This is a genomic window from Vibrio sp. 2092 (assembly GCF_033339635.1).
GTDB classification, from domain to species: Bacteria; Pseudomonadota; Gammaproteobacteria; order Enterobacterales; family Vibrionaceae; genus Vibrio; species Vibrio alginolyticus.
The window spans coordinates 597,950-611,580 of the sequence record NZ_JAWOUY010000001.1; the positions used below are offsets into that span (position 1 = coordinate 597,950).

The 13,631-nt window shown below is 36.4% G+C and carries 15 protein-coding genes and 1 other RNA gene; 6 read left to right on the top strand and 10 right to left on the bottom strand.

Annotated features, from left to right (window positions below):
- Window positions 1–187 precede the first annotated feature (187 nt).
- Window positions 188–757, top strand: a complete 570-nt coding sequence (locus R7P80_RS03605) for a hypothetical protein (protein WP_038129600.1) — start codon at window positions 188–190, stop codon at window positions 755–757.
- Window positions 758–803: 46 nt separating this feature from the next.
- Here R7P80_RS03605 and R7P80_RS03610 read toward each other — a convergent pair whose 3' ends face one another.
- The gene (locus R7P80_RS03610; protein WP_045595405.1) at window positions 804–1,643 is read right to left on the bottom strand and encodes a hypothetical protein; all 840 of its coding nucleotides are present in this window, start codon (window positions 1,641–1,643) and stop codon (window positions 804–806) included.
- Window positions 1,644–1,713: 70 nt separating this feature from the next.
- Here R7P80_RS03610 and R7P80_RS03615 point away from each other — a divergent pair, with 70 nt between their 5' ends.
- The gene (locus R7P80_RS03615) at window positions 1,714–3,411 is read left to right on the top strand and encodes a hypothetical protein (protein ID WP_318096682.1); all 1,698 of its coding nucleotides are present in this window, start codon (window positions 1,714–1,716) and stop codon (window positions 3,409–3,411) included.
- 214 nt (window positions 3,412–3,625) lie between these two features.
- On the opposite strand, the gene R7P80_RS03620 is transcribed toward R7P80_RS03615, so the two are convergent.
- Together R7P80_RS03620 and R7P80_RS03625 are read right to left on the bottom strand one after the other, a co-directional pair.
- On the bottom strand, window positions 3,626–3,898 hold the full coding sequence (locus R7P80_RS03620) for a hypothetical protein (RefSeq protein WP_038129596.1): 273 nt from the start codon (window positions 3,896–3,898) through the stop codon (window positions 3,626–3,628).
- Window positions 3,899–3,973: 75 nt separating this feature from the next.
- Window positions 3,974–4,219, bottom strand: coding sequence for a hypothetical protein (locus R7P80_RS03625; RefSeq protein ID WP_020331810.1), 246 nt, complete (start codon window positions 4,217–4,219; stop codon window positions 3,974–3,976).
- A gap of 129 nt (window positions 4,220–4,348) precedes the next feature.
- On the opposite strand from R7P80_RS03625, the gene R7P80_RS03630 reads away from it, so the two are divergent.
- Together R7P80_RS03630 and R7P80_RS03635 are read left to right on the top strand one after the other, a co-directional pair.
- Window positions 4,349–4,918, top strand: a complete 570-nt coding sequence (locus R7P80_RS03630; RefSeq protein ID WP_038129594.1) for a hypothetical protein — start codon at window positions 4,349–4,351, stop codon at window positions 4,916–4,918.
- A complete protein-coding gene (locus tag R7P80_RS03635; RefSeq protein WP_133297341.1) occupies window positions 4,887–5,852 on the top strand; it encodes a hypothetical protein in 966 nt (321 codons plus the stop codon). The genes R7P80_RS03630 and R7P80_RS03635 overlap by 32 nt, the downstream gene beginning before the upstream one ends.
- Window positions 5,853–6,173: 321 nt before the next feature.
- On the opposite strand, the gene ssrA is transcribed toward R7P80_RS03635, so the two are convergent.
- The 7 genes from ssrA to nhaA form a co-directional block, all read right to left on the bottom strand.
- Window positions 6,174–6,550, bottom strand: a transfer-messenger RNA (tmRNA) gene (gene ssrA, locus R7P80_RS03640).
- A gap of 144 nt (window positions 6,551–6,694) precedes the next feature.
- On the bottom strand, window positions 6,695–7,519 hold the full coding sequence (locus R7P80_RS03645; protein WP_020331808.1) for a hypothetical protein: 825 nt from the start codon (window positions 7,517–7,519) through the stop codon (window positions 6,695–6,697).
- Window positions 7,520–7,637: 118 nt separating this feature from the next.
- Window positions 7,638–8,189: a hypothetical protein gene (locus R7P80_RS03650; protein WP_318096683.1), complete on the bottom strand. Its 552-nt coding sequence runs from the start codon at window positions 8,187–8,189 to the stop codon at window positions 7,638–7,640.
- 42 nt (window positions 8,190–8,231) lie between these two features.
- Complete coding sequence (locus R7P80_RS03655; protein WP_318096684.1) at window positions 8,232–9,086, bottom strand: hypothetical protein; 855 nt, start codon at window positions 9,084–9,086, stop codon at window positions 8,232–8,234.
- A gap of 119 nt (window positions 9,087–9,205) precedes the next feature.
- Window positions 9,206–9,715 carry an RNA chaperone Hfq gene (locus tag R7P80_RS03660; protein ID WP_020331805.1) on the bottom strand — a complete coding sequence of 170 codons (510 nt, stop codon included), beginning with the start codon at window positions 9,713–9,715 and terminating at the stop codon, window positions 9,206–9,208.
- Between the two features lie 17 nt (window positions 9,716–9,732).
- Complete coding sequence (locus R7P80_RS03665; RefSeq protein WP_267411418.1) at window positions 9,733–10,272, bottom strand: hypothetical protein; 540 nt, start codon at window positions 10,270–10,272, stop codon at window positions 9,733–9,735.
- Window positions 10,273–10,508: 236 nt separating this feature from the next.
- Entirely contained in the window at window positions 10,509–11,696 is a 1,188-nt protein-coding gene (gene nhaA / locus R7P80_RS03670; protein WP_020331803.1) for a Na+/H+ antiporter NhaA, read from the bottom strand.
- A 242-nt stretch (window positions 11,697–11,938) separates the two neighbouring features.
- Here nhaA and R7P80_RS03675 point away from each other — a divergent pair, with 242 nt between their 5' ends.
- Both R7P80_RS03675 and R7P80_RS03680 read left to right on the top strand, forming a co-directional pair.
- Window positions 11,939–12,715, top strand: a complete 777-nt coding sequence (locus tag R7P80_RS03675; protein WP_318096685.1) for a metallophosphoesterase — start codon at window positions 11,939–11,941, stop codon at window positions 12,713–12,715.
- Between the two features lie 128 nt (window positions 12,716–12,843).
- Entirely contained in the window at window positions 12,844–13,503 is a 660-nt protein-coding gene (locus tag R7P80_RS03680) for a hypothetical protein (protein ID WP_048516117.1), read from the top strand.
- Window positions 13,504–13,631: the final 128 nt, after the last annotated feature.

A 13,631-nucleotide genomic window follows, 5' to 3' on the forward strand; every position in this document is an offset into this window, starting at 1 on the left:
TGGTTTTTTTCGTCATTTAATAAACACTTAGTTGCATTCATTCCGTTGAAGAATCTGAAACGAATTGTTATTAAACACAGTAATACTTTTTATTGAATATTAAAATTGTAATATCCAGCTCCATTTGTTATTCTATTAGTAGAAAAATATTAAAACTAAATAAATAATAACAAAGAAGAGAATTGATATGACAAATTTAACGAACAGACAGATCACAGATGCAATCAAAGATCGATCTCCTGCTGATATTTTGAAGAATGATGCTAAAATCGGATTCAAAGTTGAGCCTAGCAACCTAAAAGAAGATGGATTTACATTGTGCGCATCATTCAATTTAAGTAACGCTGAACCTGCAATTAAGCATCTTCTACATAAAGCATTAGGAAGTAAGCGTTCATTCGCAAACTTCACAACCTTAAATGATGGCACCAAACTGGACTCGTTCGTTATCAAGTCTGAATTCACTTCTTTCTCACTAGATACCGATCAGGATAAAACATATACTCTGGAAGATTTGAAAGGAAATAAAGATCTACAGAAAAAGTTCTTAGGTGAGTTTGCTAAGCGTCACTTTATCCAACCATTGAGAACTACAATGGCTGACTATATGGAAGTGGATAAGCGAAAAGAGATGAAAATTTCTGGAACCCCAACAGGAAAAGAGCAAAGCCAAGAATCCTTTCGTGGGAAAGTGGCTGAATATATTAAATCGTTTATTCCTGGCGCTAAAGGTCGAGAAGTCGGTCTAAGCATGTAGACCGAAATCTGACTTCAAAAAGCAGAGTCATCGACTCTGCTTTTTGTTATTGAACTTTAATTGTGATATCCGAAACATTCGAAAGTTGTTTCAGTTTCTCTTGCAGGTTTTTATGATTCGCAAGCTTTTCTCTCACTTCAATCACCCACTTCGCGTTCATTAGTGTTGATTTCAATATAAAAGTGTTTAGTAGATTGATATCCGTTGCCTTCATTAATCTAACTCTATACAACTTTCCACTTAAATCTGTATCAAGCTTAATATCTTGATATTTTTTGAACATATTCTGGATATTGATTATCTCTACTTGGTATCCCATTGATTCAGGATCATAAATATCTAGTAGACCCTCTCCTGGTTCAGACAGGCTAATTGAAACTCTGTTTTCAGGGTTTTCAACAACATGCTTCACTGAATCTTCATCTAGAGTGTATACTTCCCAGTCTTGTTGGTCGTATTCAAAAACATCAATGAATTGCAATGCCTCATTGAAAAAGTCTTTAATTATCGTAGCTCGCTTTTTGATTGGATTGTCACTTGCCTTTTCTTCAAGAGCTGATGTAAAGATGATGGGCGCTAATGCTTTTCTCACAGCCGACAAAAATAATTCTTCATTAGGGAAAAATTCAGAATCACCTAACGATCTATTAACCCATATTTTTTTCTCATTATTCTTAGTGAACCTTAAGAGTTCATCATGATTATTGAACCCAAGAATCGAATAAAAGATATCTTTCATCTTTTGCTTTTCAGGGATTTCTCCAATTCTAAAACTTTTTCCCAACTCAAGATCGTCTTCTGAAGGCAGGTTCTTTTCCCATATCGTGATAAATGAGTCCATTACCAACTGTAATTTTTTACGCGGGATAATTATCTTTTTTTGCATAACTTTCAATTCTCTTCATTGCTTTATTTAATTGATATATAATAAATTAAAAACGGAGTCAAAGAAAGTCATGACCAAATTAATTAATTCAAAGGAAGCTAAAGTCTTAAGGGATAGGCTTACTCATGCAAATCTCGCAAGTAACCAGGAACCTATTGATGTTGCTGTCGAATTGCTAGCAGCGCATATTGAAACTATAGCTCCCATATTAAAGAAAAATCCTCATGAAATGCTGAGTGCTATTAGCCTTAATATCGTGAATGAGCTTAAAGCTGCTGCCAACACAAACTCCACTCGGTATTTTCAGCTTATTGGAAGAACTTCAAATCTCATTAGTGAAAGACAGTACGCACTTGCAAATGAGCTTCATAATCTTGGCGCATCACAAGAAGAAATTTTCTCCGCTACAAAACTGGTATGGTGTGATAACGATTTTTGTTTTAAAGGGTTTACATTCGACCCAATAAGGATAGACCCATCGTACTTAGCTATGATGTTAGATAATCCCCATAGTGAAAAATACAGGGTTGCGTCACTGCTGAAGATGAATCCTCAAAACTCAATCTTCACTGCTTATCCTAAAGCTAAGAAACTATCTATCAGAATGGTTGAAGGGATGAGTGCTGCGGGGAGTTTAACTGTTAGCTCTTGTGAAATAAACATCTCAAAAGAAAAGCTTTTAGAGTTCTACAAAGCTAATGGCTTCGATCAAGCATGTTGCTATATAAATGAAGTAATCAACCACGAACTTGCGCACATTATTCAAAATTTTGAGCCAGGATGGTCTCGCGGTATGGCTGAAGCATTAACATTCCCGCATTACATTGGACAACTACTCAGCCAATCGAGAACGAGATTACTGAATGCATACCCAAATCTAAAAAAGGCTGTTGATACTTATGATCAATGCCGATTAGAACTCGCGCAAAAATATGAGTGCAACCCGAATGACATATTCGAATACATCAATGACGATGAAGAAAACATCATAATTAGTTACGCCGATGAGATTGATAACCAACCTGAATCTAGATTTCTAGAGCGCCTAGATGATTCAATTTATGACGTTAATGGTAAGAAAACATTTTCAAAAGATGAGCGATTAAAATGGTACGAAAGCACTATTGGTGAATCAATGGCAAGATTTGTTGGGAGAATTAACAGTCAGTCAGGTTCTAACGAACCATCAAACAAGTCTTTTCCTTTTCTCTCTGAATTCGCGATGTTAAGTCAGTATCCAAACATTCCTTTATTTAGGGGGAAAGATGATTTTGAATATAATCACCAAGATTTACCGAACGAATACTACTCATCGTCTCTTGGGTTCATTGATTTCTATCAGAATGGACAGACGATAGTAAGCCTAGTTAGTGATAAGTGCAATATATCAACCATTGTGCATGAGTTTTTAGGACACTACGTTTATGAGAATGTGTGCAATGCTGCTAAGATGCCAGACTGTCCAGCGTGGTTAATTGATGGTCTTAAAGATCTTGATAATTCAATTTTCGAAGGTCTATTTAGTAAGTGCGCAAAGCACGAAAAGTTTTCTGAACATGCTGAAAGCTTGATGCTAACTAATGAAGCAAAACACGCCAGCCCAAAACTAAAAGCTGCTGCAAGAGTTCTTGAGAAAGAGTTAGCATCAACACTATCATCGGAATCGTTACACTTAAGAGAAGATATTCAAGAGTGTCATAGTTTTTCTAAGTTCTATTCAAGAATTATGGGCGGTGATGAGTCAAATGCAATCTCATTGTCCAGATAGCAAAAAGGCAAGCTTCGCCGCTTGCCCTATCTATTACTTTTTAGTTTGAACAGCCCAGTTGTTGCGTTTACGGCTGTTACGAAGTGCTAGATTACGTTTCATGATATATCTCCGAATTATTTTTTGTTTTTATATAAAATTAAAATCGAGAGCTTTGGGTGCTCTCGATTTTTAATTCGCAGCCAAGCTCTTGATAATTGAGCTTGGTATATCATTAAAGAAAAATGTTTTCTTCAATACCTTGCTTAGTAGCTTCTGTACTTAGCAGCTCAATTAGTTCGTCATTTTTTGTTTCTACAACCATTTGTACGGTTGCATACTGATGAATTCGAATTAACGATTCAGCAATTTGTTGCAAGTTACCGCAAGGAAGATCACGGAACATGCTAATACCTTCGACACTGTCATTAATCTTTTTATCTGTGATATTAATCTTAATGCCAGTTCGAACGGTAGGATCCGTCGATGGCGTAATAACTTTTATCATTGTAAAACCTGTTATATTGTTATTATCCCAACCAGAGAATATTACTGATTGTTTTTGTTGTTGTCAATAGATTATCTATTTAATATCTAGCGGAATTTCTTCTGGAGAAGGACTCCATTCAAAAAGCCCAGAAACAACGTTCTTACAGAAATCCAGAATGATTTCCCACAAAAATTGAGCCAGAGGCTTAATCAAACCCATGAAGTTTGACACATACTCATTTACGTCTTTGTCTGTCACGTATGCATAAAATGCAACTAAACCAAGCAGAAAGCAAAAAACGATAAAGAGAAAGCCTGCAATTTTTTTTGCTAGCCCCATAATAAAATAACCTTTCTTTTAATTTATGATTAGATTATACATTCATTGAGATTAGAGTCAAGCATTTAAAATTCTTTCTTTTTCAATGTCTTCTTATGGGATATAATTTGAGCTTAAATGAGGATAATTATGAATATAAAAAACACAATCTGCTTACTCTCTATCCTGCTTTCCTCTAATGCCTTATCCACAGAAGTAAAATCAATTCCCCTACCATTAGGGGTAAGCTTTGGGATGACATTAGAGCAAACGAAGTCATTTTTAAGTGGGTACGAGCTAACTGTGCCAAGAGGGTATCCGAACACTATTGTGGTTGATAATCCTGACTCTCAAAACTTCATTTATAAACGGCTAGGCTTTTACTTTAATGAGCATGGTCTTCAGTACGTCCAGGTGCAATCCAAAACTATCGGTAATGATCCTTATGGTAGAAATGGCGTTACGCTTTACTACAGCGAAAAGAAGCGGATATTAACTGAGAACCCTTCACTTGATATTGTTCACTTTGAGTTTGCTGATAGACGAAACACATACGATAAAACCAGCTTTTATCAATGCCTCAACTATCTTAATTGTGGTAAATACAAAACATACCTTTTAAACGGTGATGAAGTGAAGGTGCTTTTGAGCCTAAACCCTAAAAGTGATACTGAAGGGTATATAAATATTGATTATAAAGGCGATTATTGGAGTCGGTAATCCAGCAGCAAAGGAAAAAGAAATGATTTTAACAAACAGTATCGATATTGATTCTAAATTTCTAACGATTCAAGATGAGTTATATACACTCAACTTATTAGATAGCAATATAAGGCTTGAGTGTAATTCACATGAATTCAATGACCTTAAGAAAGCTATCGTAGCCTCATATGAGCTAACTGAAAATTCAAACCACTGGATTCAACAAAGAGTTAAAACAGTATTGAAGGCTCATAGAGCAGCGTTTGATTTTTTGGTTCATGAAGGTTACTTCAGTGAACAATTTGTCATTACAGACAAGTCTTTTGATAAGAATCATTTTAATCGTTTACAGATGACGATTGAAGATTTTCTGCATAAGTACATGAATTCAGTGAAGGGATTTCCTGTAGCTACAAGGGAATTATTTGACTTTCTTAATAGAAAAATTGAAAACAAGACCGAAATTAGCATCAATGATGGCGAAAGTCAGCTTAATGAGTGGAACAATCTCAACCATAATTTTAAACCACTAAACGAAGAAGAGAAAAAGAAAAGGTATAAGCTGGAACCCTTTTGTGTCAGTAATGCCTCTGTATTTATTGGGTTTGTTAGACCTGAAACTACTGTACAAAACATTCTAAAAATCAAAAATGGCTCAATAACATTTGAAGTCAGTGGCGATGATGTACTAAAAATGTACAAACAATTTCTTACAGAAGATCAGTTTAACCTACATAAACAAGGCATAGAGTGCTGGAAACTATTTGATGACATAATTAAAGCGAACAAAATCTTTTTTGATAATTTAGAAACAATTGGCTTTGATAAAAAGTGGGCTGAATTCAAGTCGGACGAAGAGCTTAACAAAAATAGACTTTCAGAAATCATGACTGAATATGATCAAGCGCTTATCAGCATCGATACCTTATCATCATACATATCGAAGCATTAGTGATTTGCTCAATTTGACCAATAGTGATCTGGCATTGTTAAATGCCAGATTTTTTTGTTCCGCAATATAGAAAACTCCAGACCGAAGCCTGGAGTTTCTAACTAAAACAAAATTAGGGATAAGAACATCAAATTATCTTAAACAAAAATGGCAAAGGATAAAAACAAGGTCTCTGTAAAAGCCTGGATACCAGACCTTCACAATGCAGTCTCGGAATCGGAGCAATTCATGAATCGCGTCCTTCGTTAATAAATAACGATATTATGCTCGAAAACTGCATTTAACTAATTGACTATTTCCCGATAAATCAACAAGTTGAATTGGTGGAGATGGGCGGATTCGAACCGCCGTCCAAATGTATTCCAGAAAGCAAATACTTACAGCTTTATCTTCTCTTATCATTAACAATTTAGGCTGAGAGAGACAATCACCTAAATGTCTTCAGCACATCCCATACGGGTTACTACGCAATATCGGCTGTATTTCTTGCGCTCTTCCCTAATCTAATAATGACCCATGCATATACAACACCGATTAGGGCTGGTGTTGTGCATGAGGCAACCTACTGGTTATTAAGCAGCGATTGCAGTGAAATGTTCGTCGTTTGCGAATATTTTAATTTCGGTTTTTTTACGAGGCCAACCGACCCTCGGCTGATTGCAGACCTTCCAACACCTGTCGAGACCTATTTCATCCCCAAGCTTTTACAGAAACCTAATTTTTAAAGAACTTTGGTTTGTTGCTAACCTTTGATGTTGTAAATAATACACTACCTAAATTATTTTGCAAATGTTTTTTATGTTCTTTTTAAAACAATTTGGAAATTTTTGTCTGATCGCTCATTACATAGTCAATGCGCTGCGATTTAACCCCATTTGCTCAACTCTTTCAACTAAGCTTACTAAATCACTTGAACGGTAAGATTCAATATAGTCAACCGCCTGCACGTTGTGAATAGCCAAAGAGTTCAGAGTCTTGTCATAAACACCATCAATGTTCTTGATCTTCAATAAGATCGGGAAATGCTCTTTATCCATATCTTTTTTCAACTCTAGAAAGTCAGGATGATCAGAGCTAACAATGTTTGCACCAGGCTTAACCTGAAGGAATGCTATCCCCTTACTATTTTCGGTATCTCTATCCTTAAATGAAGAACGAGCATTAACAGCATTCTTTAAGTCTTTGGAAGCATATAATGCGCGACCTAAGAAGCTAGGTATCATACTTTGCTTCAATGCTTCTTCACTATCTGCTTCAAACCGCTCAATGTTCCCAAAGTCCATACTTTGCGCGATAATCTTTCCCGAAAAGTCTATTTCATCCGTTCTGTTCATTCTGGATATAAGGTTGATCGCCCCCTTATTCAGATCAGACAATCTATCTGGAGAAATTCCTTTTGGAGTAAACAACGTAACTTCGTCGCCATCAAACTTAGCGCCTAAAGTGTATCCTTTCATCAAAAATAGCTTCAAAACTGTACGTTTGTTTATGTTAGCTAAAGCCTCTTTGCTTTCACTACAGTCTGGCTCGATAAATTCAGCAAATTTTTCTGCTGACACCGTTCTTTCATAACGCAGTTTATCGGTAAAGATCGCGTGATGGAATTCCGTTTGATTACTCTTTAACCACTCTTTTGATTTTTTGAATACTTTAAGGTTTGTTTTCATTTTTCGAGTTTTCTTTATTATTAATAACCAAACAATTATATCATTTAATTCTTAATAAAAAAATATGCCGCTAACTACGCCTTAGTTAGCGGCTTATTCATAAGGTCTTTTGTAAGTTTTAAAGCATATCAGGCATAAACTTGAATTCTTCAAAGACTGACTCACAATGAGATTCAAGCTGTTCCATTGTTACCTTTTCATTTGAAGCTGTAGCTTTACATAGCGTAAATGTTGCCATGTTGGTAAAGGCTCTCTTTAAAAATACAAAATATCCAATTTTAGCCAAATTTAAAGCCTCTGGATCAGGCTTTCGTAAGTACACACAAAGTTGACCGCGATATAGGCTTAGGATGAATGATTTGGTTTCAACCTTCTCTCCGCTAAAGCCACCAGCAGCCTCTATTTCTTTGACCCTGATATTTGGTACTCTCCCTTTGCCTTCGATAATGTACTGTACGCATTCAATAAATTTAATCTGATCTTCACTTAGGTTATTCTGTCTTGCGGATTTAACTACAGAATCCCAATTTGAGTAATGACCAATTCTGCTCTCTTTTTCCTCACCCGTATTCTTGCTTCTGTGATGTTCAGAGTTAAATACACCCCATCTACCAAGTGTAATGTTGTGTGCAGTAATTGTGAGGACTACGCCATTTTCATATATCTTCATTAATTTAATTCCTTATTATATTTATTGTTATTATAAATTTTATCACTCAACTTTCAATCTGAACGATTTGATAAAGTTGACATCGAGCATGAAGTAAGCCATAACCTCATTCGACTTCTCTTTCATAAGTCTTTCATAGTTTTCCGAATTAGCTTCCCCATAAATACGCTCTACAATAGGCCAGACCGATTCATCTGTAATATCCTGGTAACTCCACCCAATATGGATAATTCGCGATGTTGTGAGCGCACTGAGAGCGTTTAGCTGTTGCTTTTGATCGCCAAATGAAAGTCCTGATGATTCCATAAAATCCTTAGAAAGCTGGATAAGGTCAGGGAAAGTCTTAATAACAGAGTTTTGATCTGTAACAATATTTGCGTTGTCATTATTTTCAATGCAGTAGTCCATTAAAAATTCTGCAAATTTTCTGGTCAATTCATCTTTGTTCAAGACATGCCTTCCATAGACAACTTTTGAATATTTAGGGTTATCATGAAACGCCGCATGTTGTAAGCGAATCAAAGATTTTATCGAATCATGAAGCTCGGCTCTGTCCGAGCTTCTATTAAATGAAAGGTATGATGTAAAACCTTTAGAAATGTTATCAACAAATCCAAACTCAAAGGAATCAAAATCTTCGGTGGCGCTAAAAAGCTTATCAAGCAACTTTCCGATCTTGTAATCCGCGCTATTGATACCATCATTCGAATCACAACATCTTCTAGAAGTCTTAATCCACTCAACCGTTTCATCGCAAACCTGAATTCCTTCAGGTGTGTGTTTGTATGCAAAGGCAAAAATCGGATTAGAGTATTCAAAGCTGTCTAAAGCAAACAAGAGTCGATTCACTTCTTTCAGCTTGCAGATTTTTACTAAATCATCAAATTCAAAATTCATTTTATTCCTTAACACTCCTTACGGAGTGAGATCACAATCGGGCTTACTTGTTCTTTATTTATCTCGACATAATAAAAAAAGGGTAGCTAAAAAGCTACCCTCTTAATCATTTATCAATCTTAGAAAATGATTTCAGTTTTAATTGAACCCGAAACTACGTTGTCAGTCACTACAATTTGTAGTTGTGGAACGATTTCGTTTGTTTTTCTGTCACGAATCTTACTAAAGATTACTAGAACATCACCGCCGTAGCGAAGTAAGCGACCACTAATGCTGATTCGGTTAAGGAAGAACATTTCAATGTCCATTTCGCTTTGAATCGCAGGCTCACACAGTTCAGTGTTGAACTTTTCATTGAAAAGAGCTGTGTTTTCTACTTCATTAAGTTGAGAAAGCAGATTTTCAATAAGGCTCTGGTCATTAACAGTGATCGTGTTAATCGTGTCAGAGTTAACGATTGATGATTGACCCTCACGTTTCACTTGAACAGCACATTCATCGTATTGCTCAATTTCACCATCAATTTTGATACCGTTCTGTAGAAAGATATTAAATGACTCACTGTTCAGGTTTTTCGCTTCTTTGATAAGCGTATCAAGTGTGATTTTGTAAATTTCTGATTTAATCATTATCACTACTCCCCTGATTAGTATGCTTTAGCTTTTGGAACTTCACAGTTTACAGTTGAGATAGCATCCCAACGTACAAGCTGTAGACCGCCAAAGTGGTTCATGATGATTTGTACTTCATCGTCACACACTACTGGTTCACCTTTGATTGGTGTGCCGCTTACTGTGTAGTTAGCAACAATCAGTGAAGAGTTGCGGCTTTCTGCAAGATTACGTACCTGACGGAAGAAATGCTGTTGAAGCTTATTTACCGTAGGAGTTGGCGCATCTTTCTTGTTTTGCTCTGCAAATAGAGCATCAACATCCAATACTAGAGCTTTCGAGTCTTTGCTCAAGTTGTGAGACTCTTGGCGCTTAGGAGAAAGAGATGCTAGTGCGTCCCAAGCAATTACTTGCTGGCTCTTACCGTGCGAAGCTAGCACCAAACCAGTTTCATCTACCATGATAACTGTGCCGATTAGTTTTACGTCATTCTTCAAGAATGCAAAGACTTCTACGTCTTTAATTGCTTTTAGGTATGCGTCACGTACTGAGGTGATTTTAAACTGGTTTTTCATAATCTTTTTCCTATTAAGTTTGTTTGCTATTATTCAGCGTTGTTATTGATTATACATCTTTAAGATTGCTGGTCAAGTTTTTTTATTAGTCACCAAGTTTTCTTAAATCTGTTTGGAGGTTTCCCTCTCTGTTGTTGCTAACTATATAACTGTGCGGTTCACCTGTCAACAATATTTTTATAGTATTTTAAAAAAAATCGCCTCATTAGAGACGATTTTAATTGGAAGGTAGATGATTACTTGTTTCTGAGGCTATATTTCATTACTGAAAGACCGATAACGCCAGAGATTGCCGAACCAACCAGGATAGGTAGCTTATACTGCACAGTAGGGTCGTCGAAAGACAGACCTCCAATAAACAAGCCCATAGTAAATCCAACACCACACAATGCTGCGATACCATACATTTGAAGCCAATTTGCGCCTTGTGGCATTGGTGCTACTTTTGCTTTTACAAGAATGAATGCTGTTGCAAACACGCCAAATTGCTTACCAACAATCAATCCAAGGATAATACCTAATGAGACATTGCTAGTTAGACCACTAATATCTTGTGCTGAAATTGCCACCCCTGCATTCACAAAAGCGAAAATCGGTAGAATGAAGAAGCTTACTGTTTCATGCAGTGTATGTTCCAAAGACTCTAGCATTGAGCGTCTTTCATGCGCTTTTCCTTCATTGTCATAGATTTTACGTGGCGACATTGGAATAAACATGCCTAATACAATACCTGCAATGGTTGCATGAATACCGCTCATGTATACACAGTACCAAAGCACAAAACCAAGAATTGCAAATGGAGCAAAGTTTTCTACGTTTTTCTTGTTCATGTACCAAAGCACTAAAGAACAAACAACTGATGCAATTAGGTAGTTATAGTTCAATGATTCAGTAAAGAAGAAGGCAATAATGCCGATCACCATAACATCATCAAAAATTGCTAACGTCATCAAGAATACTTTTAGCGATGTTGGCGTATTTTTACCAGCAAGTGCCAATAACCCGAATGCAATTGCAATGTCGGTTGCTGCGGCAATAGCCCAACCATTCTGTGTTTCTGTACCAAAGTTAAAGAAGTGGTAGATAGCAATAGGAACAATTAGACCACCTAGTGCAGCGGCAGCAGGTAGGATCACATTTCTTGGATTGCTTAATTCACCGCTTACAAATTCCCGCTTAACTTCAAGGCTAATCAGGAAAAAGAATACGACCATTAATCCGTCATTTACAAAAAAATGAAAATCTTTCTCAAGATCGATACCCAGCAGTTTGAGAGTAAACTCACTATGACTCAAGTGGCTGTACATTGTATACAAGCCTGTATTTGCCACCAGCATGGCGATTGCAACAGATGCAATCAGCACGATGCCCGTTGCAGTCTCCATTTTGAAAAAGGACTGAACACTAGAAACAAAGTTCTTCATTTACTACCTCATTTTTATTTGTTAATTAATTGTCAGAATTGTGTTTTACAATACTGATAGCATTCAAAAGCCCAAAGCGGTTGAGTTCGCTTTAGGCTTGAAATATTTAAGGTTATTTAGTCACTATGACTGACTTTATATTCGGCATTATACATACGTTAATTTTATGGTCAATTATTTTTTATCTCTTATTGAAATTGTTATCAGTTCTGTTAAAATGAATGAAAAATAAAGGGAAAATCATGAAAGAATTACATTACCTTTTCGAAAAGACAACGCACAATCTTGATCAGTCAACTGGTCGAGTTCTTTTTGCTGGTGACATTCATGGGCATTACAGCGATTTCATGCGCGAGTTAGAAAAGCTAAAGTTTGATCCTAATAAAGATGTTGTCTACTCACTCGGTGATTTAACCGACCGTGGTAAAGAAAACTTACAATGCCTAGAACTAATCAATGAGGATTGGTTTAGAGCTATGCTTGGTAATCATGACCTCTTTATGCTTCTTTTTCTAATTACGGGTGAAAATGAAGGCTCATTACCTGGTCGTATGTGGTTTTCCCCTCGTACTGGTGGAGCATGGTTTAAAGATTTAAATTCCGCACAAAAAGATCGTGTACGCGAACTAGCACAAATTTTAAGTCTTAAACCTTCTGCAAGACAAGTAGACATACATCACTCAAATGGACTAACTAGATTTGGTCTTGTTCATGCTGAAGTACCAAACAATGATTGGAATTTCGTTTTAGACAAGAAAAAGCTAGAAAACCATGCTGACGTTGTTACAGAAAGCAGAAACAAAATTAAATCTTTTGTGCATGATCGCGTTAAAGTTCATGACATTCCCCATGTTAAAAACATTGATATTTTAATCTCTGGACATAGCATTGTTAATAAACCTCTATGGTTACATAACCATCTTTATATCGATACTGGATCGTATAAACCAGATGGATATATCTCAGTGTTAGACCAAGAAGAGATTAGATTAAGCAAAAAAATGTATAACATATCTTAAAATTGGCTTCTGCCATTGGCAGGAATATTATTGCTCTATTACTATTACCTTAAGGCTATGATCTATTAAGTTGAATTTTTGGTTTTAAAGGGTTAGTTTTAGCATTGGTTAAAGAAAGGATCTTATATATGAAGAAGATTTTAATACCAGCGATTTTAGCAGCATCGTTCACTCAAGCTGCTTCAGCTTCACAATTTAATGAAGGTTGGGAGTTTTCATTGGGCTTAGGCGGAGCTTACAGCGCGAGTGAAGACATAACTATTAAACGAGACAACGCATCCGATATCGAGCTTGGAGACGTTGAATTTGAAAACAAGCCATTCCAGGCACCGCTTTATTACACCATTCGTGGTGGAAAATGGTCTCTAAATGATGGATGGGCTGACTCAACAGCTTTTGAAATGGAGCTTATTCACCACAAAATCTATGCTAAAGGCAGTGACCTCAGTCAAGGCGTATCGAAGTTCGAAGTGACTGATGGTTACAATCTACTCTATGTGAACTACGCGGTGAAGAAAGACCATTGGATTGCTCGTGCAGGTATTGGTGCAGCGATTCCTCACCCTGATGTGATCATTGACGGAGAGCGCACACATGGTGGATATCAATTGGCAGGTATTACTGGTCAACTTTCACTTGAGCGAGAGTTTGAGTTGAATGAGACTTTTGCTCTAGGCATTGAAAGCAAAGTTACCTACTCATATGCAGATATCGATATAGACGGTGGTAGCGTTGAAGTACCAAATACAGCCATTCACTTGGTTGCAAACCTAAAATACCGTTTATAAGAAAACACTAAAAGAGGGGTATAGCCCCTCTTTTCAATGATTTACACGCAGTTCCCTTCCAAAATTTTGAATTTATCAAAATTTTTCAATTTAATTAAATCCTCAAATTTCATCTTTCCAAGCATTGT